The organism is Streptomyces sp. CAI-85 (assembly GCF_013363615.1).
Lineage (GTDB): Bacteria > Actinomycetota > Actinomycetes > Streptomycetales > Streptomycetaceae > Streptomyces > Streptomyces antibioticus_B.
Genome location: NZ_JAANNX010000063.1, coordinates 1 through 21,386, shown reverse-complemented (window position 1 = coordinate 21,386; position 21,386 = coordinate 1). Strand labels below are relative to the sequence as shown.

Sequence of the window (21,386 nt, the reverse complement as noted above, 5' to 3'; positions counted from 1 at the left end):
TAAGGAGTCCCCGGTGAAAGCACTGGTGTTGTCCGGTGGCATGGGGCTGCGGCTGCGCCCGTTCAGCCACTCGATGCCCAAGCAGATGATGCCGCTCGCCAACAAGCCCGTCCTACTGCACGTCATCGAGCAGTTGCGCGGCCTGGGCGTGCGAGAGATCGGTGTCGTGGTCGGCGAGCGGTCGGAGAAGATCAGCCAGTACCTCGGCGACGGCACCGAGTTCGGCGTACGGCTGACGTACATCCCGCAGGACGCCCCGCGCGGGCTCGCGCACTGTGTCGCCATCTCCCGCGAGTTCCTCGGCGACGACGACTTCGTCATGTATCTCGGGGACAACCTGCTCCCCGAGGGCGTGGACGACATCGCCGCCGAGTTCCGCGCCCGGCGCCCCGCGGCCCAGCTCGTGGTGCACAAGGTGGCCGACCCCCGCGCCTTCGGCGTCGCCGAGGTCGACGGCACGGGGCGGGTGCTGCGGCTAGTGGAGAAGCCCGAGCAGCCGGTCAGCGACCTGGCGGTGGTCGGCGTGTACTTCTTCACCGCGGCCGTCCACGAGGCCGTGGCAGCCGTGGAGAGCAGCGCCCGCGGCGAGCTGGAGATCACCGACGCCATCCAGTGGCTGGTCACCCAGGGCGCGGAGGTGCGGGCCAGCACTTACCACGGCTACTGGAAGGACGCCGGGCAGATCGACGACGTCCTGGCCTGCAACCGCGAACTCCTGGACCGGCTCGAGCCGTCCGTCGACGGCGAGGTCGACGCGCACAGCGAGCTGATCGGGGCCGTCGTGGTGGAGGAGGGCGCCCGGGTCGTCCGCTCCCGGATCACCGGGCCGGCGGTCGTCGGCGCCGGCGCGGTCGTGGAGGGCAGCTCGATCGGCCCGCACACGTCCATCGGTGAGGGCTGCCGGCTGCTCGGTGTGCAGGTGAGCGACACCATCGTGCTGGAACGGGCCAGCATGCGCGGTGTCACGTCGGTCCGCGGCTCCATCATCGGCCGAGAGGCCAGCGTCAGCGCCGTTGAGGCGGACGGGTCCCACCGGCTGATCGTCGGCGACCACGCGCGCGTGGAGGTGGCCGCATGAGGCTGCTGGTGACCGGCGGGGCCGGGTTCATCGGATCCGCCTACGTCCGTACACTCCTGGCGGGCGGCTACGCCGGCTACGAGGACGCGTCGGTGACCGTGCTGGACGAGCTGACCTATGCCGGCAACCGGGCCAACCTGCCCGAGCGGCACGACCGGCTGGACTTCGTCCAGGGCGATGTCTGCGACACCGACCTGCTGCGCCAACTGCTGCCCGGCCACGACGCGGTGGTGCACTTCGCCGCCGAGTCCCACGTGGACCGCTCCATAGCCGACCCCTCCGTGTTCGTGCGCACCAACGTCGTCGGCACCCAGACCCTGCTGGAGGCCTGTCTGCACACCGGCGTGGAACGGGTCGTGCACATCTCCACCGACGAGGTGTACGGCTCCATCGCGTCCGGCGCGTGGACGGAGGAGTGGCCGCTGGCCCCCAACTCGCCCTACGCGGCGTCCAAGGCGGGCAGTGACCTGCTGGCCCGGGCCTACGCACGCACCCACGGCCTGGATGTGTCCGTCACCCGCTGCTCCAACAACTACGGCACCCACCAGCACCCCGAGAAGCTCATCCCGCTGTTCGTCACCCGCCTGCTGCGCGGTGAGACCGTCCCGCTGTACGGCGACGGCTCGAACGTCCGCGAGTGGCTGCACGTGAGCGACCACTGCGCGGCCGTCCAGCTGGTCCTCACCCGCGGCCGGGCCGGCGAGATCTACAACGTCGGCGGCGGCACCGAGCAGACGAACCGGCAGATCACCGACCTGCTGCTGCGGCTGTGCGGGGCCTCGCCCGACCAGGTGCGGCAGGTCACCGACCGCAAGGGCCACGACCTGCGCTACGCGCTGGACGACACCAAGATCCGCGAGGAGCTGGGCTACGCCCCGCGCGTGCCTTTCGAGGAGGGCCTGGCCGGCGTGGTCGACTGGTACCGCACGAACCCGGACTGGTGGCAGACGTCCGCCGCCGACCGAAGGGTGGCCGCGTGACCGCCCCGGCGCCTGCGGCGGCGCTGCACCGCTGCGAGGACCCCGGCCTGTCCGCCCGGCTCGCGCGGTCGGCGCGGGAACGGGAGGGGACGATGCTGCCGACGGCGCAGGCAGAGGCTTGGCTGGAGGAGCGCCGGCAGGCCCACCCCTTCCGGGTGGAGCGGGTGCCCTTCGCCGAGGCGGACGGCTGGAGCTTCGACGAGGCCACCGGCAACCTCGCCCACCGCAGCGGGCGGTTCTTCACAGTCGAGGGACTGCGGGTGAGCACGGAGACCGGCCGGTGGCGCCAGCCCATCATCAGGCAGCCGGAGATCGGCATCCTCGGCATCCTCATGCGGGACTTCGGCGGGGTGCCGCACTTCCTGATGCAGGCCAAAATGGAGCCCGGCAACCCGAACCTGCTCCAGCTGTCGCCGACCGTGCAGGCCACCCGCAGCAACTTCACCGGCGTGCACAAGGGGGCGCCCGTGCGCTACCTGGAGTACTTCGCCGGTCCGCTGCGCGGCCGGGTGGTGGCGGACGTCCTGCAGTCCGAGCACGGCAGCTGGTTCTACCGCAAGCGCAACCGCAACATGGTGGTCGAGGTGGACACCGACGCCGAGGTGCCGCTGGCGGACGACTTCCGCTGGCTGACCCTCGGCCAGATCCACGAGCTGCTGGGCCGGGACAACGTGATCAACATGGACGCCCGGACGGTGCTGTCCTGCCTGGCCCCGTTCCTGTGGCCGTCGGCACCGGGGGACGAGGCGCTCACCCCGACCGCCGAGCTGCTGGGCTGGCTGACCGGGCAGCGCGCCACCCGCGATATCGAGGTGAGCCGGATTCCGCTGCGGGAGACGGAGGCCGAGGGGTGGCTGCGCGGGCCGGACGAGATCGCCCGCCCGGACGGCCGGTACTTCAGCGTGGTCGCGGTGTCCGTGCGGGCCGGCAGCCGTGAGGTCAGCAGCTGGCACCAGCCGCTGTTCGCGCCGCGCGGCCCGGGCGTGGTCGCCCTGGTGACACGGGAGTTCGGCGGCGTACCGCACGTACTGCTGCGGGCCCGTGCCGAGCCCGGCTTCCACGGCGTGGTGGAGCTGGGCCCCACCGTGCAGTGCGTGCCGGACAACTACGACCCGGCCGACCGGCCGCCGCTGCTGGACTGGGTGCTGTCGGCCGACCCGGCGCTGGTGCGCTACGACACCGTGCACTCGGAGGAGGGCGGACGGTTCCTGGACGCGGTGGCCCGCTACCTCGTCGTGGCGGCCGACGCGACGCTGCCCGCCGAACTCCCGGCCGACTTCGCCTGGTTCAGCGTGCCGCAGCTGAGCGGTCTGCTGCGGCACGAGCACTATGTCAGCGTGCAGGCCCGCACCCTGCTGGCCTGCCTGAACGCGCTGCCCCGGACCCAGGCGCCGCCCCGCCCGTCACCCCCGCTCCCGCGTCCGTCGCAGCCGCTGCGGCCGCGGTGGGCGTCGTAGCGGGCGTGGCCGTCACACGGCGCGGTGCGCCGTCAGTCGTCGCAGGGGCCGTCGTGGAGCGCTCCCTCCCCGTCGGGGACCAGGGTGTCGCTGTCGCGCTCGGTGTACCGCTCACCTGTGCTCGGGCAGCGGAAGCGACCGTTCCCCTCGTCCTCCAGGGGCACGCCGGCCCGCCCGACCCACTTCACGCGGCGGGCCGGCACCCCCGCCACCAGGGCGAAGTCGGGCACGTCCCGAGTGACGACGGAGCCGGCGGCGACCAGCGACCAGCGACCGACCGTCACCGGCGCCACGCACACCGCGCGGGCGCCGACCGAGGCGCCGTGCCGGAGGGTCACCCCGACCGGGGTCCAGTCCTGCGGCCCCTTCGGGGCACCGGCGGGGGTCACGGCACGGGGGTGCGGGTCGTTGGTGAGCACGGCGGAGGGGCCGATGAACACGCCGTCCTCCACCACGGCGGGCTCGTAGACCAGGGCGTGGTTCTGCACCTTGCAGTTGTCCCCGACCGTGACGCCGGGCCCGATGTACACGCCCCGCCCGATGGAGCAGCCGCGGCCCACGACCACGTCCTCCCGTATATGGGCCGTGCCCCAGACGGACGTACCGTCGCCCACGGTCGCCTTTTCGTCGACCTCGGCACCGGGCGCAATGCGAGCGTTCATCATTCCTCCGTCGGTGAAAAAACCGTGCAGATATATGAGTACCGTACTGTCAAAAATCAGGTGTGATGCACATCACGTGTAAGGGGAGCGTTGTTCCGTCGACCCGGCTTGACATGGAGATTGTCGCTGTAATTGGGTAGTGGTCGGTAAAGGCGGGGGCGTGAAGGGATTTCCGCGATGCAGGTAAACGGGGTATATATTGACTCGCTCGGCGTGCACCTCTCGCAATGGGTGTCCGTCGCCGACGCGGAGGGCCCGGGGGATTACGAGCGCGGCGAGTTCACCGCGGCCGGCCTGACCGGCACGCACGTGGCCGGGGACACGCCGGCCGTCGACATGGCCGTCCTGGCCGCCCGCAGCGCCGTCGAGCGCTCCAGCGTGGACCTGTCGGCGATCGACTCCCACATCCACGGCAGCGTCTACTACCAGGTGCCCGAAGGCGCGTACGCGCCCGGCTACATCCTGCGTGAACTGGGCGCCGGTCACATCCCCTCGCTCGACGTCCAGCAGGGCTGCGACGGTGTGCTGGGCGCGCTGGAGACGGCCGCCGGACAGATCACCGGCGTCGCCCGCCGACAGAACGTCCTGCTGACCACGGCCACCAACTTCAGCTCCCCGCTCATCAACCGCTGGCGTGATTTCGGCACCTCCTCCCTTTACTCGGACGGTGCCCTGGCGGCCGTGGTGAACGGCCGTGGCGGATTCGCCGAGGTCCGGTCGATGAATTCCGGGACGCTGCACAGCCTGGAGCAGTGGCACCGCGGTCAGGAATCCCTGCTGCCGCCCGACGGAAATCCCCGGAAGTATTTCAACGTGGGGGAGCGGTCGCAATATTTCGTGGACAATGTCATGGGCTTCGCCGAGCTCTTCGAGACGTTCACGAAATTCGACCTCGGTGTCATCAGCGACTCCATCATCGACGCCGGAATGACCGCCGCCGACATTTCCAAGGTCATCACGATCAACGTGGACAAGCGGATGATCGAGCACGCCCTGCTGCGCCCGCTCGGCATTCCCGAGGACCGGCTGATCTGGGAGTACGGAGCCTCCGTCGGACACGCCGGCGGCGCCGACATCCTCATCTCCCTGGAGCACGCGGTGCGCACAGGCGAGGTCGCGGTCGGCGATCACGTCCTGGTGACCTCGCAGGGCCCCGGCTGGGTCTGCTCCTCCGCCGTCCTCACGATCCGGGAGCAGCCCGCGTGGGCGAAGTAGACACCGCCGAGTGGATCCACCGGTACGAGCCGGCGCCCGACGCCCCCCGGCGGCTGGTGTGCTTCCCGCACGCCGGCGGCTCGGCCCCGTACTTCGTGCCGGTGGCCCGGGCCATGGCGGGCGGCACCGACGTCCTCGCCGTGCAGTACCCCGGGCGCCAGGAACGCCGGGGCGAACCCTTCCTCGACTCCATCGACGCGCTCGCCCGCGCTGCCGTGGACGCGCTCGCCCCCTGGCTCGACCGGCCCCTCACCCTCTTCGGGCACAGCATGGGCGCCATGGTCGCCTTCGAGGCGGCCCGCCTGCTCGAAGCCGAGGGCAGGGCGCCCCGGGGACTCGTCGTCTCCGGCCGCCGGGCCCCGACCTGTGTCCGGTCCGCTCCCGACCTGGTGCACCTGCAGGACGACGAGGGGCTGATGAACGAGATCCGGCGGCTGAACGGCACCGACGAACGGATCCTGGCCGACGAGGAACTGCTGCGCATGATCCTGCCGGTCATCCGCAGCGACTACCAGGCCGTGGAGAGCTACCGCTATCGCCCCGGCCCGCCCCTGAGCTGTCCGGTCCTCGCCCTCATCGGCGACACCGACCCCCAGGTCACCCGGGAAGAGGCGCGGTTCTGGGCGGAGCACACCACCGGACCGTTCGACATGACCGTGTTCCCCGGCGGCCACTTCTACCTCAACTCCCAAGGGAACGCGGTGATCCGGGCCATCATCGAGCACATGGCGGCCGCGGGCTCCACGACGGCGCGCTGAGCGGCCCCGCCGCCGTACCGCGAACACACGACGGAAGGTCAACCCAGAAGTGAAGCCCGACCGGGACAGCATCGCCGAGGCCGTCAAACGCGTGATCATCGCCGAGAGCGGGCCCGGCCTGCAGCCGTCCGCGCTGACCGAGGACGAGCCGCTCGGCGGCGAGCGCTTGCGGATCTCCTCCATGCGCCTGCTGGGCATCCTCACCCGGTTGGAGGACGAACTGGACACCCCCCTGCCCGACGACCTGTTCGCCGGCCGCTCCTACGATACCGTCCGCGACCTCGTGGACCTGGCCGTCGAGGGCGCCGAAGGGAGCCCCGCCCGGTGACCGCCTTCCCCGCCCACGCCCAGCACCTGGACTGCCTCCAGGCCAACCTCGCCCTACTCGCCGACCGGCACCACGGCACGGGCACGCACACCCGCCTCGGCGCCGTACCGCACCACCCGCCGCGCCCGCTGGACGACGGGCCCCTGGCCGGCCTGCTCACCGTCGAGCCGACCCTCGACCAGCAACTCGCCGACGCCGCGGCCCTGCTGGGCCTGGACGTCACCGACCGCCGCCGGTCCGGCCCGGGCGAGGTTCCGGACACCGCCGGCGGCCCGCTGTACGTCGTCGCCGACGCCTACCACCTGCCCTGGGTGCCCTACCACGGGACCAAGCACGTGGAGCACAGCTTCCTCGTGGACGACGACGGCGGCGGCGACACCCTCCTGATCAGCGACGGCTACCACAACGACACCCAGTGGGGCCGCGCCCGCCCGGCCCGGCTGCCCTACGGGCGCGAGGAGTTCGCCACCCTGCTCAAGGCGCTGCCAGATGGTGCCGAGACCGTACGGTTCACCCCCCGCCCGCTCGGCGCACCCCCCGAGCCCGGCCACGTTCCCGCCCCGCCGCCGGAGTACCTGCCCGGCTACGCCGAGCACCCCGACCGGCGGGCGGCGCTGGAGGCCTTCACCCTGGAGACGTGGCTGCTCGCCCGCGCCCGCCGGCTGCACGCCGTCTACCGGGAGGAGCGGCGGGGGGCCGGGCTGCCGGAGCCGGTGCGGGAGCACCTCCAGCGCTGGGACGCCCTGGTCGAGCACGCCTACCTCGCCTTCCGGCGCGTGGACCGCGGCCGGGCCGAACCGCCGGGCCTGTTCGAACGGGCCGCCGAGGCGCTCGCCCAGGACGCCGTGGCCTTCGGGGCCGGTGCGGCCGTGCGTGAGGTCGTCGCCTCCGTCCTCCAGATCGACGAAGCCGCGCTCGGAGACCGTGATTTGACGGTCCATCCGGAATTCAATTCGATCCGGATGGTGGAGGTCGTGGAGATCCTCGAAGACCGGTTCGCCGTGGAGTTCGACCCGGCCGACCTGGTGCCCGAGAACCTGCAGAGCGTCGCGGGCCTGTGCGCACTGCTGCACCGCGCACTCGACCATGAATAGAAGCCAGTTACATCGAAGGGAAAGCTCTTCCGTGGACGCCCGCTTTACCGAGATGCTCAAGCCTTTTCTGCCCTTCCTCGGCGAGGAGCCCATCACGGCCGACACCCCGCTGCGGGAACTCGGACTGGACTCCATGCAGGCCATTGAGTTGATGTTCACGCTGGAGGACACCTTCGGCGTACAACTGCCCGACGACGCCCTCACCGAGACCACCTTCGCCACCGCGGGCAGTCTGTGGAAGGCGGCCGTCGCCGCGATGCCCGCCGGCGCGGCGGACGCGATATGAGGGGCTTCGACCGCACCGGCTTCGACGCACAGGCCACCGCGGCCGCCATCCACCGGGTGTGCGAGACGGCCCAGAAGCACGCCGCGTCCTGCGACGAGGCCGCCGAGTTCCCCCTCGCGGCCCTGGAGGAAATGCGCCGGACCGGACTGCTCGGCCTGATGGTGCCCACCGCCCACGGCGGGATGGGCGGCGGCGTGGACGACGTCCTGGACGCCGGCATCGCCCTCGGCCGCGTCGACATGTCCGTCGCCATGATCTTCACCATGCACTGCCAGCAGGTCGCCGGCATCGTCCGGCACGCCTCCCCCCGGCTCGTCGCCGAACTCCTCCCGGAGATCGCCGCGGGACGTCTCTACCTGGCCTCTGTCACCACCGAGGCCGGCAAGGGAGGTCACCTGCTCACCTCCGCCGCCGAACTCGCCACGGAGGACGACCGGCTGGTCATCGACCGGGTCGCGCCGATCGTCACCGGCGGTGCTCACGCCGACGGCTTCCTGATCACCATGCTCAGCCCCACGGCCCGCTCCCCGCACGAGGTCTCCCTCGTTTACGCCCACCGCGACCAGCTCGACATCGGCGTCTCGGGTGACTGGGACCCGCTCGGCATGCGCGCCAGCCACAGCGTGGCCCTGAAACTCACCGGCCAGGTCCCCGGACACCAAGTCGTCGGCGAACACGGCCAGTTCCGCAAGGTCGTCCTGGACACCTTCGGCCCGCTGGCCCACCTCGGCTGGGCCGCGACCTGGCTGGGCACCGCCGCTGGCGCCCTGTCCCGGGTGCTGCACACCCTGCGCAGTCCGGCCGGCCGCAAGAGCGCCAACCTCGACTCCGAGCTGCTGCTCACCCGGCTCTCCCGCGCCCGGCAGCGCCTGGACACCGTGCACGCCCTGCTGAGGCACACGGCGGCCACCCTCTCTCAGGCCGCCGACGCCGGCGACGACCTCTCCCGGCCCCGGTACCAGCTACTGGTCAACGCCCTCAAGATCACCGCTTCCGAGGAGTGCCACCGCACCGTCGAGGACCTGGTCGACGCCGTCGGCCTGCGCCACGGCTACCTCAAGAGCTCGCCCACCGGACTCGAACGCGCCCTGCGCGACCTCAGGTCCGCCGCGCTCAACTACAGCAACGACCGGCTTCACCTCGCCGACGGCAGGCTCGCCCTGCTGGATGCGGAGGTGTCCTTTGCCTGACCGGCCCCTCGGGCTGCCCGCCGGCGACGCGGCCGGGATCCTCCCGGCCCTCGCCGCCTCCGGCACGCTCACCGAGCTCTACGGCAAGGAGCCCACCAGTCGTCTCGATCCGCTGCTGCTGCGCCGCATCCTCACCGAGGCCGACGCACAGAGCCCGACGGGCACCGTGCTCGCATTGCTCGTCCAGCTCGCCAGCGCGACACCGCTGCTCGCCGAGATGGCCGACGGGCCCGTGGCATCGGACACCCTGCGCGCGGTCCTCAGAGGCGACGAACTGCTCGCCCTCGCCGCCACCGACACGGCCGCCCCGGGCTCCGACCTCGCCGCGCTCGGCACCGCCGTCGACCTCTCCGGCACCGACCGGGACCTCGTCCTCGACGGCGGCAAGCGCTGGGTCACCTCCGCCCGGACCGCCGGCCACGCCCTCGTCCTGGCCCGGCATCGCCCCGGCCGCCACTTCACCAGCTTCACCTGGGTCCTGGTCCCGCTGACCGCCCCCGGCGTGACCGTGGAAGCGGCCGACACCGACCTCTTCGACGGCGCGGGCCTCGGCCACCTCCGCTTCCACTCCGTACGCCTGCCCCGCGAGCACGTCCTCGGCCGCCCCGGCCGGGGCCTGGCTCTGTTCGCCCGGCACCTGACCGTGGAACGCCTGGCCTCCGCCGCCTGGGCGGTGGCGCTGTGCCGCAGGGCCGTCGCCGACACGGACCGCCGGCTCGCGGCCCGGTCCGTCGACAGCACCCCCCTGCGCCGGTCGTCGTCCGTACGTCAGCGGCTCGCGGACTGCGCCGTACGCCTCAGCGCCCTCGACGCGCTGTGCACGCAGTCCGCCGAGCGCATCGCGCACCACCACGACGCCACCGCCGCCGCCACGCTGAAGGCGCTGTCCGGCATGACCGTCGAACACATCCTCACCACGTGCGGCCAGCTCCAGGGAGCCGACGGCTTCGACCGGGGAGGAGTGCAGCGGTTGCGTGCCGAGGCCGCCGTGTTCGGCATCGGCGGCGGCGCCACCGAAGTCGTCCTCGACACCGTCGCCGAACGCCTCGACCAGGTCCTGGACGGGCTGACGCCATGACCGCCGCCACCGCCTCCGCCACCGCCGGGACCCGCCTGCACACCGAGGCGGCCCCCGACGTGTGGGTCACCGTGGAACCGGACGGCCCCCCCGACGACCCGGCCGGGCTCACCCCGCACGACCTGGCCGACGCCGAGCACCTGCCGAAGTGGCGCGCCCGCGAACTCCTCGGCGCCCGCCGGGCCCTGCGCAGGCTGCTGGCCGCGCACTTCCCGCAGGCCCGGCACGCTCCGGTCACCTACACCGACCGCGGTGCCCCCCGCCTCGCGGACTGGCCCCGCATCGGCATCAGCGTCAGCCACGACGGCGGGGCCGTCGCCGCCTGTGCCGCCCAGGACCACGCCGTCGGCGTCGACCTCCAGCACCCGCCGGAGACCGTGTCCGACGCCATGCTGCGCCGCTGCGCCAAGACCCACGCCGAGCGGCTCGCCCGGCTGCCCATGGCCGCGCGGACCCGGGAGTTCGCCTGGCTGTGGACCGTACGCGAGGCCATCGTCAAGGCCGACGGCACCGGCCTCGCGGGCGGGTTGTGGACCGCCGACATCGCCCCGTACACCCGGCACGGCGCCTCCGGCCAGCACCGGTGGGTGAGCTTGCGCGAGCAGTCGCCCGTCCCGCTCAGCTGCGCCTACACGCCGCTTTCCGCACCGACCCCGACCACTGAACGCCCCCTGGAGAACCGCAGTGAGTGAGCCCCCGGCCGAGCTGAGCTGCTACACGGCGGGTCTGGTGGCCTACCTGGAACCCCGGGTCCCCGACATCCGGGACCGGCTCGCCGCCGCCGTGTCCCTGCGGGTGCGCACCGATCCGCCCGACGGCGGACTGGCCTTCTCGCACCACGCCCGCGTCGACCTCGACGGCCGGGGCCGCGGCCTCGTGTACCGCGGTGCCGGCGACTGGGCCGCCGCCCGCGCCGCGCTCGACGCCGAAGTGTCCCGGTACGGCGCCGTGCTCGCCGTCGGCAACACCCGCCACATCCCCTGGTCCCCGTCGTACGGCGACACGGAGACCTCGCACTGGGTGGTGCTCCGTCGGCACGGCGACGACAAATGGCAGGTACGTGACGACTTCGACGCCCTCACCCCGCACGGCACCCAGACCGCGTACGAGGACCTCCTGGACTACGCCGGACTCCAGGCCCTCCTCACCCCGTTGTCCCGTACGACCGCCCAGGCCGTCAGCCGCGACCGCCACGCCCTCGGGGAGGCCATCGAACTGGCGCCGTACACCGGCTACCGCTGGCTGGAACTCGGCGACACGCCGGACACGCCCGCCCCCGAAGGCACCTGGGTGGACGGGCTGCTGCCCGCGCTGCGACTCGTGGCCGACACGGTGTGCGCCGACCCCGACGCCCTCGCCCGCTACGCCGACGACATCTGGACCGCCTCCCGCCATCAGCGCTTCCGGCTGGCCTCCCGCCCCGGGACGGCGGGCGCCACGGAGGCGGCGGCAGCGTGGGGAGCCCTCCCGCAGGCCGTCCGCTTCGGCATCGCCTCGGCCGAGCGCGGCCGGTACCGCGAGGGGGTCGTGCGGCAGGCCTTCGAGCAACTGACCGGCACCGTGGAGCGCCTGGAGAGCGAACAGCGGAAGGAAACCGGCCGATGACCCACCAGGACACCCTCTACGGGCGGTTCGCCGCGTCGGCCCGCAAGCACCCGGACGCCGTGGCCCTCGAACTCGACGGCACCGCCCACACCTACGCCGAACTGGATGCCCTCGCCGCCCGCCTGGCCGCCGCCCTGGTCGCCGGCACGGACGGCCCCGGCCCTCACCGGGTCGGCCTGCTCGCCCTGCGCACCCTGACCGCCTACGCCGGCTATCTCGCCGTACAGCGCCTCGGCGCCACCGTGGTCCCGCTGCACCCCGACTTCCCGCTCCCGCGCACGGCGGCGACGACCAAGGCGGCGGCTCTGGACTGCGTGCTGACCGACCCCGACCGCCCGGGCGTCGAACTGCCGGTACCGGTACTGGCCCCCGACGTCACGGCGCCCGCCCCGGCCCCCCTGGGCGAGCCGCAGCCCGCCGGGACGGACGACATCTGCTACATCCTCTTCACCTCCGGCTCCACCGGCACGCCGAAGGGCGTCCCGATCCGGCACCGCAACGTCACCGCCTTCCTGGACCACGTGACCGACCGCTACGGCATCGGCGTCGGCGACCGGCTCTCCCAGACCTTCGACCTCACCTTCGACCTCTCCGTCTTCGACCTGTTCGCGGCCTGGAGCAGCGGCGCCACGGTCGTCGTGCCCGGCCGCGGCGACCTCCTCGCCCCCGCCCGGTTCGTCGCCAGGGAACGCATCACCCACTGGTTCTCCGTACCCTCGGTGATCTCCCTCGCCCGGCGGCTGCGCGGCCTGACTCCCGGCTCCATGCCCACGCTGCGCTGGAGCCTGTTCTGCGGCGAACCCCTGACCACCGCCCAGGCCGAGACATGGCGGGCGGCTGCCCCCGGCAGCATGCTGGAGAACCTCTACGGCCCGACCGAACTGACCCTGAGCTGCACCCAGCACCGGCTGGCCGACGACCCGGCCGAGCTGCCCGCACACGGCACTGTCCCGATCGGGCGGCTCTACCCCGGCCTGGAACAGCTCGTCGTGGACGACGACGGCCGCCTCGCCGCCGAGGGCGAGTTGTGCGTCCGGGGCGTCCAGCGCTTCCCCGGCTACCTCGACCCCGCCGACAACGCCGGCCGCTTCCTGCGGTACGACCCCGGCGACGACCGCGCCACGGCCGTGGACGCCGTAGCGGACCCGGACGACCGGCTCTGGTACCGCACCGGCGACCGGGTGCGCCTCGGCGAGGACGGCCTCACCCACCTCGGCCGCCTGGACGACCAGGTCAAGGTGCGCGGCTACCGCCTGGAACTCGGGGAGGTGGCGAGCGAACTGCGGGCCCACCCGCAGGTCCGTGACGCGGTGGCCCTCACCCTGCCCGGTCCGGGCGGCGAGACGCGCCTCGCGGCCGTGTGCACGGGAGACGGCGTCGATCCCGCCGACGCCCTCGCCTCCCTCCGTGCCCGCCTGCCCGAATACATGATCCCCAGCACCCTCACCGTGCTGGCGGACCTGCCGCTGAACGCCAACGGAAAGACCGACCGCAGCGCCCTGCGGGACATGCTCACGACCGCCCGCGCACGCTGAAACCGGGGGAAACTCGCTTGAACGGCCAGACCATCCACTCCCTGCTCGACGCCGCAGTCCAGGAGGCGCCCGACGCCCCGGCGATCCGGGACGCCACCGGCCGCTGGACCTACCGTGAACTGGCCGCCGCAGCCGGGGCGTTCGCCCGCTGGCTGCGCGGCCAGGGCATCGGCCGCGGTGACCGCGTCGTCGTCCAGCTGGCGACCAGCCGTGAACTGGCCGCGATGTTCTACGGCACCTCCCGCGTCGGTGCCGTCTTCGTGCCGCTCAACCCGGCGATGAAGGAGTTCCACCTGCGGTCCGTCGTCGGCAACGCGGAACCGAAACTGGTCCTCACCGACGCCGCGGGCGCCCCGGTGCTGCGCCGCGTCAGCACCGCGCCGGTGCACGACATCGCCGACGTACGGCCGGACCTCGCCCCGGCCGGCGAGAACGGCGGTGAGCCGGAGGCGGTCGCGCCCGACGACCTGGCCGTGCTGATCTACACCTCGGGCAGTACCGCCGCCCCCAAGGCCGTCATGTGCCCGCACGCCCAGGTGACCTTCGCCTGCCGCGCCCTGACCGAGGTGCTCGGCTACCGCCCCGACGACGTCGTCTTCTGCCGCTTCCCCATGTCCTGGGACTACGGCCTGTGCAAGGTCCTGATGACCTGCGTCGCCCGCTGCGAGATCGTCCTCGCCGACGGCGAGTCCGACCTCCTGCTGCTGCGGCGCATGCGGGAGACCGGTGTGACGGTCGTACCGATCGTGCCGTCCCTCGCCACGATGATCGTCCGCCTGGCCGGCCGGGACACCGGGCCCGTGCCGCCCGTGCGCATGTTCACCAACACCGGCGCCGCGCTGCCCCAGAGCACCATCGACGCCCTGCGCACCCGCTTTCCCGGTGCCCGCGTGGTCCGGCAGTACGGCCAGACCGAAGCCAAGCGCATCACGGTCATGCCGCCCGAGGCCGACCGGGAACGCCCCGACGCCGTCGGCCTGCCGCTGCCCGGCACCCGTGTGCTGATCCTGGACGACGACGGCAGCCCGCTGCCCGCCAGCGAGGTGGGGGAGATCGTCGCCGGCGGCCCCCATGTGATGGCCGGCTACTGGCGCAATCCCGAGGACACCGCCCGCGCCTTCCGCCGCGACCTGCACGCCGGGGAGCCCCTGCTGCACACCGGCGACTACGGCTGGCTGGACGAGGACGGCTACCTCTACTTCCAGGGCCGCCGCGACGACATGTTCAAGCACAAGGGCTTGCGCATGAGCACCCTGGAGATCGAGAGCGCGGCCATGGACATCCCCGGCGTGCGGGCCGCCGCCGCGCTGCCGCCCGGTGACGGACACGGGCTCGCCCTATTCGTGGAGAGCGACCTCGAGGCCCACCAGGTCATCACCGAACTCACCAAGCGCCTGGAACTGCCGAAGGTGCCCACCGTCTGCCGGGTCCTGAAGGAGTTCCCGCTCACCCTGCACGGCAAGAACGCCCGCCGCGAGCTCGCGGCCCTGCTGGAGGGGAGCGGCGCATGACCGACCGCACCCGACTGCGCGCACTGGCCGACGCGTACGGCACCCCGCTGTACGTCTACGACCTCGACCGCCTCGACGCCGCCCGACGCGACCTGTTCGCCTGGCTGCCCGAGGAGTTCGACGTCTTCTACGCCCTGAAGGCCAACCCGCACGTCGATCTCGTCCAGGCCCTGCGCGAGGGCGACGGCCCCGGCTGCCGCGCAGAGATCAGCTCCACCGGCGAACTCGCCGCGGCCCTCCAGGCCGGTCACGACCCCGCGGACATCCTCTACACCGGGCCCGGCAAGACCCCCGGCGAACTGCACGAGGCGATCAGGCAGGGCGTCCGGCTCTTCTCCGCCGAATTGCTCACCGACCTCGAACACATCGGCCAGGCCGCGCTGGCCCATGACACGGTCGCCGACTGCCTGCTGCGCATCAACGACGAGACCGCCCGGGCGGCCACCGGCGTCCGGATGACCGGCCGACCCACCCAGTTCGGCTTCGACAGCGAGACCATCGCCGGCCTCGCGCCCCGGCTGCGGGCGGTGCCGGGCACCTCACTGGCCGGTCTGCACCTGTTCACGCAGAGCAACGCCTCCGACGAGGACGCCCTGATCGCCGAGTTCCGGCACACCATCGACACCGCCGCCCGCATCGAGCGGGAACTCGGCGTGCCGCTGCGCCTGCTCGACATCGGCGGCGGCTTCGCCTCGCCCTACGGACAGCACGGCGAGCGCACGGCCTACCCCGCCCTGCGCGCCGCGCTCGAAACCGCCCTCGACGCGCACTTCCCGCGCTGGCGGCAGGGCGCCCCCCGGCTCGCCGTCGAGTCGGGCCGCTACCTGGTGGGCGACTGCGGAACCCTGCTGGCGTCCGTCAGCAACGTCAAGAGCGGCCGCGGCCGGACCTTCGTCGTCCTCGACGCCGGCATCAACACCTTCGGCGGGCTGTCCGGCCTCGGCCGCATCCTGCCGGTGTCCGTCCGCGTCGACTCCGACATCGAGCAGACGCAGCGGGTGACCCTCGCCGGGCCACTGTGCACCCCCGGCGACACCCTCGGCCGGGACGTCGAGGTCCCCGCGGGCCTAGGCCCCGGCGACCTCGTTGCTATCCCCAACACAGGGGCCTACGGCCCCACCGCCAGCCTCCTGATGTTCCTTGGCAGGCCCGCCCCGGTCGAGGCGGTGGTCCGTGACGGCGAGGTGGTCTCCGTCTCCCGAATCGAGCACATGCGGACCTACCGGAAGGTGGAGCTGGGCACATGACTCTGACTGACCCGCGCACGGAGACGAGGCGGACTGTCGTCGTGACGTCGATGGCCTCCGACTCCCACACCTGGAACCTGGTCTTCCTGCAGCTGCTCCTGGAGGAACTTGGCCTTGACGTGGTGAACCTCGGCCCCTGCGTCCCCGATGATCTGCTGATCGCCCGCTGCGCCGAGATCCGCCCTGCGTTCGTCGTCATCAGCAGCGTCAACGGCCACGGCCACCAGGACGGCCTGCGGGTCATCCGGGCGCTTCGCGGCCACCCGGAGCTCTGCGACCTGCCCGCGATGATCGGCGGCAAGCTCGGCGTCGACGACCGGGACGGCGCCCGCGCCCAGGAGCTGCGGGCGGCCGGATTCGACGACGTTGTCGCGGAGGGCACTGATCCCGCCACAGCCTTGGCGCGCTTCGCGGCCTCGCTGCCCACGGTGCCGTCCCAGGGCGGTTCGCCTGGCCCGCTGCGCACCGCCCTATGAGCGACCGGCAGACCGCGGACTTCGGCGCCTGCGTCCGGGCAGGCGCCCAGGCGGACCAGCTCGTCGTGCAGCCGCGCATGGGCTTCTCCGATCCGGCCGCCATGCGAGCCGGCCTGCTGGCTACGCGCCGGGCCGCTGCCCGCACAGTCGGCACCATCACCGTCGACGCCCACACCCGGGTCGGTCACCTCGCCGCCGTCGAGGACGCCATGCGCAACGGGGTAGCCCTCAACGGCTATCCGGTGGCCAGCCATCCCGTCGCCACGACGGAGCAGGTGCTGGCGGGGATTCACGGCCCCGGCTTTCCAGTCCAGGTGCGCCACGGCTCGGCCGATCCCCTGGGCATCTTCCGCGCCCTGCTTGCCGCACGCCTGAGCGCCACGGAGGGCGGCCCGGTGTCCTACTGCCTGCCCTATGGCCGTACTCCCCTGGCCGAATCCGTCCGCAACTGGGCCCGCGCCTGCGAGCTGCTGGCTCAAGCCGCTGACGCCGGCGCGGAACCACATCTGGAAACTTTCGGCGGCTGCATGCTGGGGCAGCTCTGCCCGCCCAGCCAACTGGTGGCCGTCAGCGTGCTGGAGGCCCTGTTCTTCGTCCGGCACGGCATCCGCAGCGTCTCAGTCAGCTACGCCCAACAGACCCACCCCGGGCAGGACCGGGAGGCCGTCGCGGCGCTGCACTTGCTGTGTCGGCAACTGCTGCCGGACATCGACTGGCACATCGTGGTCTACGCGTACATGGGTCTGTACCCGCAGACGCAGGACGGCGCCTTCCGGCTGCTCGACCAGGCCGTCGACCTCGCCGTCACGGGCGGCGCGCAGCGGCTGATCGTCAAGACGGCCGCGGAATCACGGCGCATCCCGACGGTCGAGGAGAACGTCCGCGCCCTGGAGTACGCCGCTCAGGCGGCCCACCGGGTGCCCCGAGCCCCAGCGGACACCGGGGCCGACTCCGCGACCTACGAGGAGGCGCGGACGCTCGTCGACGCGGTGCTGAACCTTCATACGGATGTGGGCAGCGCCCTATTGTTGGCGTTCCGCAAGGGCTACTTGGACATTCCGTACTGTCTGCACCCGGACAACAGGGGCCGAACCCGCAGCTATCTCGACACCGACGGGCGTCTGAGCTGGGAGTCGACGGGCGCCTTGCCGCTCGGCGCACCGCGTCGGCTGCGCAGCCGACGGTTCACCTCGGCGGATCTCCTGCGCGACCTGTCTTACGTGCGGCAGAAGTTCGACGAGTGGCAAGAGTAAGAATCTGACTAGAGCATTGCCAAGTCATGGGAGAGTGAAGCACCCCATAGCAGACAAGTCGGCCGGGTTACTTCACAGACGCGCACTGTCACTCTCATGTGTGAGGGCGGGCACACTCTCAAGTAAAGACCTCATCAAATAGTTTGTGATACGGTTCACGAGAACCCCCCGGGCGGAGCCCAAGGCTGCAGTGCGACGGCCCATCGGCGTGAGGTTCTCTCTCAGCCCGGGACTACGCTCGTCCATGACGACACCCCTGCCCCCCTTGAAAGCGGAGTTGCCGCCATGCCGTCCAACGACGTCCGGATCCTGGCCCAGGCCGCCGTGCCCACAGCTGCCGTCGGCGCCGTCGCCGCTGTCATCAGCGGTATGGTCGCCGGTGGCAGGGGGGCGGTCGGGGCGATTGTCGCGACGCTGGTCGTGATCCTGTTCATGGGAATCGGTCTTTACGTTCTGCAGCGCACCGCCAAATCCCTGCCACACCTGTTCCAGGCGATGGGCCTAATGCTCTACACGGCGCAGATCCTGTTGCTGTTCATCTTCATGGCCGCGGTCAAGAACACGACGCTGTTCAACCCGCGGGCCTTCGCGTTCACTCTGCTCGCCGGCACCCTCGTGTGGATCGCCGCACAGACGCGCGCGCACATGAAGGCCAAGATCCTCTACGTCGAACCCGAATCGGGCTCCACCACGACCTCCTCGAAGGGCGAGAAGCCCGAAAACTCGGGTACTCGTCGTGAGGGGTAGGGCCGGTATAAAGACGTCTGAGAGATCCTGCTATCGTCCGGTGCCAACTGCGGCATCGCGGGCGCGGGCATCCGAGCTGACGCCTGTTCAATCGCGAGGCGAGATGCCCCCAAGCCGCCCCCACATCCGTAACACCAGTCCAGTGCCGAACCGCGGTCGAACGCCGCGCCGACACAACGAGGTTGCCGTACCTATGCGCCACGCTGAAGGAGCCCGCGGTGAGTGCTGACCCGACGCAGGTGCTCGCCTTCGAGACCGACTGCCACATCTTCGACGGCTGTGGTTTTCCGGCCCCCGGCCTGCACTCGTTCCTGTTCGAACCCATCTGGGGCGATGCGGACAGTAATCTGTACTTCAACAAGACGATGCTGCTGGCGCTGCTCGGCTCCGTCATCGTGGTCGGTTTCCTCTGGGCCGCCCTGAGCAAGCCGAAGGTCGTCCCGGGCAAGCTGCAGATGGTCGCCGAGGCGGGGTACGACTTCATCCGGCGCGGCATCGTCTACGAGACCATCGGCAAGAAAGAGGGCGAGAAGTACGTCCCGCTGATGGTGTCGTTGTTCTTCTTCGTCTGGATGATGAACCTCTGGTCCATCATTCCTGTGGCCCAGTTCCCGGTGACATCGATCATCTCGTACCCTGCGATCCTGGCGGCGATCGTCTACGTCACGTGGATGACCATCACCTTCAAACGGCACGGCTTCGTCGGGGGATTCAAGAACCTGACTGGCTACGACAAGTCGCTCGGCGCCGTGCTGCCTCTGGTCATGCTCATCGAGTTCTTTTCGAACGTGCTCGTCCGGCCCTTCACGCACGCGGTCCGACTCTTCGCGAACATGTTCGCTGGTCACACGCTGCTGCTGCTCTTCACCATCGCCAGCTGGTATCTGCTGAACGGCATCGGCATCGCCTACGCCAGCGTCTCGTTCGTGATGGTGCTCCTGATGACCGCTTTCGAACTCTTCATCCAGGCCCTGCAGGCGTACGTGTTCGTGCTCCTGGCCTGCACCTTCATCCAGGGCGCGCTCACTGAGCACCACTGAGCTCCGCCACTCCATCCCCGCAGACGTCCGGTGGCCAACCCCCACCGGTCCTTGAAAGAGAAGGAAGAACTGGCATGTCCCAGACCCTTGCCGCTGTCACCGGCTCGCTCGGCTCCATCGGCTATGGCCTTGCAGCCATCGGCCCCGGTGTCGGCGTCGGCATCATCTTCGGTAACGGCACCCAGGCCCTGGCCCGCCAGCCCGAGGCGGCCGGTCTGATCCGCGCCAACCAGATCCTGGGCTTCGTCTTCTGTGAGGCGCTTGCCCTGATCGGTCTGGTCATGCCGTTCGTCTACGGCCAGTGATCTGCGGATCCACTACAGCCCTCTAGACGAAAGGCACTGATATGAGCCAGCTGCTCACTATCGCGGCTGAGGAGATGGAAAACCCTCTCGTCCCGCCGATCCCTGAGCTTGTCATCGGCCTGCTCGCCTTCGTCATCGTCTTCGGCTTCCTCGCCTGGAAGCTCCTCCCGACCATCAACAAGGTTCTGGAAGAGCGTCGCGAGGCCATCGAGGGCGGTATCGAGAAGGCCGAGGCCGCTCAGACCGAGGCACAGAGCGTGCTCGAGCAGTACAAGGCTCAGCTCGCCGAGGCCCGGCACGAGGCCGCGCGTCTGCGCCAGGAGGCGCAGGAGCAGGGTGCGACGCTCATCGCCGAGATGCGCGCCGAGGGCCAGCGGCAGCGCGAGGAGATCGTCGCCGCCGGTCACACCCAGATCGAGGCCGACCGCAAGGCCGCCGCGTCCGCGCTGCGCCAGGACGTCGGCAAGCTCGCCACCGAACTGGCCGGCAAGCTCGTCGGCGAGTCCCTCGAGGACCACGCCCGCCAGAGCCGCGTCATCGACCGCTTCCTCGACGAGCTCGAGGAGAAGGCCGAGGCGTCGCGATGAACGGAGCGAGCCGCGAGGCCCTGGCAGCCGCACGTGAGCGTCTCGACGCGCTGACGGACTCCACGTCCGTGGACGCCGCTCAGCTCGCGGGCGAGCTGGCGGCCGTCACCGCGCTGCTCGACCGCGAGGTGTCGCTGCGTCGGGTCCTCACCGACCCGGCGCAGGCCGGCGAGGCCAAGGCCGAGCTGGTCCAGCGCCTGCTCGCCGGGCAGGTCAGCGGCACCACCGCCGACCTGGTGTCCGGCCTGGTGCGTTCCCGCTGGTCGCAGTCGCGCGACCTGGTGGACGCGCTGGAGGAGCTGGCGAACGTCGCCGACCTCACCGCCGCGCAGCAGACCGGTGCGCTCGACAGCGTCGAGGACGAGCTGTTCCGCTTCGGGCGGATCGTCTCCTCCAACACCGAGCTGCGTGCCGCACTGACCGACCGGAAGGCCACCGCCTCGGCCAAGAGCGAGCTGCTGCGCAGCCTGCTCGGCGGCCGTGCCGACGCGGCCACCGAGCGTCTGGTGACGCGCCTTGTGACCGCGCCGCGAGGACGTAGCCTGGAAGCGGGACTCGAGTCCCTGTCCAAGCTGGCCGCCGAGCGCCGCGACCGGGTCGTGGCCGTGGTCACGTCGGCCGTGCCGCTGAGCGACACGCAGAAGCGACGTCTGGGCGCCGCCCTGGCGAAGCTCTACGGGCGCCAGATGCACCTCAACCTCGACGTGGACCCCGAGGTCGTCGGCGGGATGCGGGTGCAGGTCGGCGACGAGGTGATCAACGGCTCCCTCGCGGACCGTATCGAGGACGCCGCCCGCCGCATGGCGAGCTAGCAGCAACTCAAGACCGCAGTACGTACACGACGGCCCTGGTTGGGCCGTGCAGAAGAATCCTGGGGGTCGCCCCCAGACCCCCTAAGAAACTTCGGGCCCAACAAGGAGAGCAGGGAACCCAGATGGCGGAGCTCACGATCCG

At 71.4% G+C, this 21,386-nt stretch carries 23 protein-coding genes; 22 read left to right on the top strand and 1 reads right to left on the bottom strand.

The features are described from left to right. The first annotated feature begins 13 nt into the window (after window positions 1–13). Genes G6W55_RS32310 through G6W55_RS32300 form a run of 3 tightly spaced genes read left to right on the top strand, consistent with a single transcriptional unit; the run spans window position 14 to window position 3,515 of the window. Window positions 14–1,078 (top strand): glucose-1-phosphate thymidylyltransferase, encoded by a 1,065-nt coding sequence (locus G6W55_RS32310; RefSeq protein WP_175524261.1) that lies wholly within the window; start codon window positions 14–16, stop codon window positions 1,076–1,078. Next, complete coding sequence (gene rfbB / locus G6W55_RS32305; RefSeq protein WP_175524260.1) at window positions 1,075–2,058, top strand: dTDP-glucose 4,6-dehydratase; 984 nt, start codon at window positions 1,075–1,077, stop codon at window positions 2,056–2,058. Before G6W55_RS32310 ends, rfbB begins: the two co-directional genes overlap by 4 nt. Then, window positions 2,055–3,515 carry an NDP-hexose 2,3-dehydratase family protein gene (locus G6W55_RS32300; RefSeq protein WP_375372494.1) on the top strand — a complete coding sequence of 487 codons (1,461 nt, stop codon included), beginning with the start codon at window positions 2,055–2,057 and terminating at the stop codon, window positions 3,513–3,515. Before rfbB ends, G6W55_RS32300 begins: the two co-directional genes overlap by 4 nt. Before the next feature lie 32 nt (window positions 3,516–3,547). On the opposite strand, the gene G6W55_RS32295 is transcribed toward G6W55_RS32300, so the two are convergent. After that, entirely contained in the window at window positions 3,548–4,177 is a 630-nt protein-coding gene (locus tag G6W55_RS32295; protein ID WP_175524259.1) for an acyltransferase, read from the bottom strand. A 177-nt stretch (window positions 4,178–4,354) separates the two neighbouring features. Here G6W55_RS32295 and G6W55_RS32290 point away from each other — a divergent pair, with 177 nt between their 5' ends. From G6W55_RS32290 to G6W55_RS32200, 19 genes are all read left to right on the top strand, one after another. Then, window positions 4,355–5,392 (top strand): 3-oxoacyl-ACP synthase III family protein, encoded by a 1,038-nt coding sequence (locus G6W55_RS32290; protein WP_175524258.1) that lies wholly within the window; start codon window positions 4,355–4,357, stop codon window positions 5,390–5,392. Further along, window positions 5,380–6,150, top strand: a complete 771-nt coding sequence (locus G6W55_RS32285; protein WP_175524257.1) for a thioesterase II family protein — start codon at window positions 5,380–5,382, stop codon at window positions 6,148–6,150. The genes G6W55_RS32290 and G6W55_RS32285 overlap by 13 nt, the downstream gene beginning before the upstream one ends. Before the next feature lie 49 nt (window positions 6,151–6,199). Beyond that, on the top strand, window positions 6,200–6,478 hold the full coding sequence (locus tag G6W55_RS32280) for an acyl carrier protein (protein ID WP_175524256.1): 279 nt from the start codon (window positions 6,200–6,202) through the stop codon (window positions 6,476–6,478). Then, window positions 6,475–7,572 carry an acyl carrier protein gene (locus G6W55_RS39490; protein WP_175524255.1) on the top strand — a complete coding sequence of 366 codons (1,098 nt, stop codon included), beginning with the start codon at window positions 6,475–6,477 and terminating at the stop codon, window positions 7,570–7,572. Before G6W55_RS32280 ends, G6W55_RS39490 begins: the two co-directional genes overlap by 4 nt. A 31-nt stretch (window positions 7,573–7,603) precedes the next feature. After that, window positions 7,604–7,858 (top strand): acyl carrier protein, encoded by a 255-nt coding sequence (locus tag G6W55_RS32270; protein ID WP_175524254.1) that lies wholly within the window; start codon window positions 7,604–7,606, stop codon window positions 7,856–7,858. Then, a complete protein-coding gene (locus G6W55_RS32265; protein WP_175524253.1) occupies window positions 7,855–9,048 on the top strand; it encodes an acyl-CoA dehydrogenase family protein in 1,194 nt (397 codons plus the stop codon). Before G6W55_RS32270 ends, G6W55_RS32265 begins: the two co-directional genes overlap by 4 nt. Continuing rightward, entirely contained in the window at window positions 9,041–10,126 is a 1,086-nt protein-coding gene (locus G6W55_RS32260; RefSeq protein WP_175524252.1) for an acyl-CoA dehydrogenase family protein, read from the top strand. The genes G6W55_RS32265 and G6W55_RS32260 overlap by 8 nt, the downstream gene beginning before the upstream one ends. Beyond that, a complete protein-coding gene (locus G6W55_RS32255) occupies window positions 10,123–10,818 on the top strand; it encodes a 4'-phosphopantetheinyl transferase superfamily protein (RefSeq protein WP_175524251.1) in 696 nt (231 codons plus the stop codon). Before G6W55_RS32260 ends, G6W55_RS32255 begins: the two co-directional genes overlap by 4 nt. After that, window positions 10,811–11,731 carry a hypothetical protein gene (locus G6W55_RS32250; RefSeq protein ID WP_175524250.1) on the top strand — a complete coding sequence of 307 codons (921 nt, stop codon included), beginning with the start codon at window positions 10,811–10,813 and terminating at the stop codon, window positions 11,729–11,731. Before G6W55_RS32255 ends, G6W55_RS32250 begins: the two co-directional genes overlap by 8 nt. Beyond that, window positions 11,728–13,266: an amino acid adenylation domain-containing protein gene (locus G6W55_RS32245; protein WP_175524249.1), complete on the top strand. Its 1,539-nt coding sequence runs from the start codon at window positions 11,728–11,730 to the stop codon at window positions 13,264–13,266. The genes G6W55_RS32250 and G6W55_RS32245 overlap by 4 nt, the downstream gene beginning before the upstream one ends. 17 nt (window positions 13,267–13,283) lie before the next feature. Next, window positions 13,284–14,777, top strand: a complete 1,494-nt coding sequence (locus G6W55_RS32240) for an AMP-binding protein (RefSeq protein ID WP_254876525.1) — start codon at window positions 13,284–13,286, stop codon at window positions 14,775–14,777. Continuing rightward, complete coding sequence (locus G6W55_RS32235) at window positions 14,774–16,024, top strand: type III PLP-dependent enzyme (protein ID WP_175524248.1); 1,251 nt, start codon at window positions 14,774–14,776, stop codon at window positions 16,022–16,024. Before G6W55_RS32240 ends, G6W55_RS32235 begins: the two co-directional genes overlap by 4 nt. Next, a complete protein-coding gene (locus tag G6W55_RS32230) occupies window positions 16,021–16,500 on the top strand; it encodes a cobalamin B12-binding domain-containing protein (protein ID WP_175524247.1) in 480 nt (159 codons plus the stop codon). The genes G6W55_RS32235 and G6W55_RS32230 overlap by 4 nt, the downstream gene beginning before the upstream one ends. Continuing rightward, window positions 16,497–17,753: a methylaspartate mutase gene (locus tag G6W55_RS32225; protein WP_175524246.1), complete on the top strand. Its 1,257-nt coding sequence runs from the start codon at window positions 16,497–16,499 to the stop codon at window positions 17,751–17,753. The genes G6W55_RS32230 and G6W55_RS32225 overlap by 4 nt, the downstream gene beginning before the upstream one ends. A gap of 285 nt (window positions 17,754–18,038) precedes the next feature. Then, complete coding sequence (locus G6W55_RS32220; RefSeq protein WP_175524245.1) at window positions 18,039–18,500, top strand: hypothetical protein; 462 nt, start codon at window positions 18,039–18,041, stop codon at window positions 18,498–18,500. 203 nt (window positions 18,501–18,703) lie between these two features. Beyond that, entirely contained in the window at window positions 18,704–19,540 is an 837-nt protein-coding gene (gene atpB, locus G6W55_RS32215; protein ID WP_175524267.1) for a F0F1 ATP synthase subunit A, read from the top strand. Between the two features lie 74 nt (window positions 19,541–19,614). Further along, window positions 19,615–19,845: a F0F1 ATP synthase subunit C gene (locus G6W55_RS32210; RefSeq protein WP_175524244.1), complete on the top strand. Its 231-nt coding sequence runs from the start codon at window positions 19,615–19,617 to the stop codon at window positions 19,843–19,845. Between the two features lie 41 nt (window positions 19,846–19,886). Continuing rightward, window positions 19,887–20,432, top strand: coding sequence for a F0F1 ATP synthase subunit B (locus G6W55_RS32205; protein ID WP_175524243.1), 546 nt, complete (start codon window positions 19,887–19,889; stop codon window positions 20,430–20,432). After that, window positions 20,429–21,244, top strand: coding sequence for a F0F1 ATP synthase subunit delta (locus tag G6W55_RS32200; protein ID WP_175524242.1), 816 nt, complete (start codon window positions 20,429–20,431; stop codon window positions 21,242–21,244). The genes G6W55_RS32205 and G6W55_RS32200 overlap by 4 nt, the downstream gene beginning before the upstream one ends. Window positions 21,245–21,386: the final 142 nt, after the last annotated feature.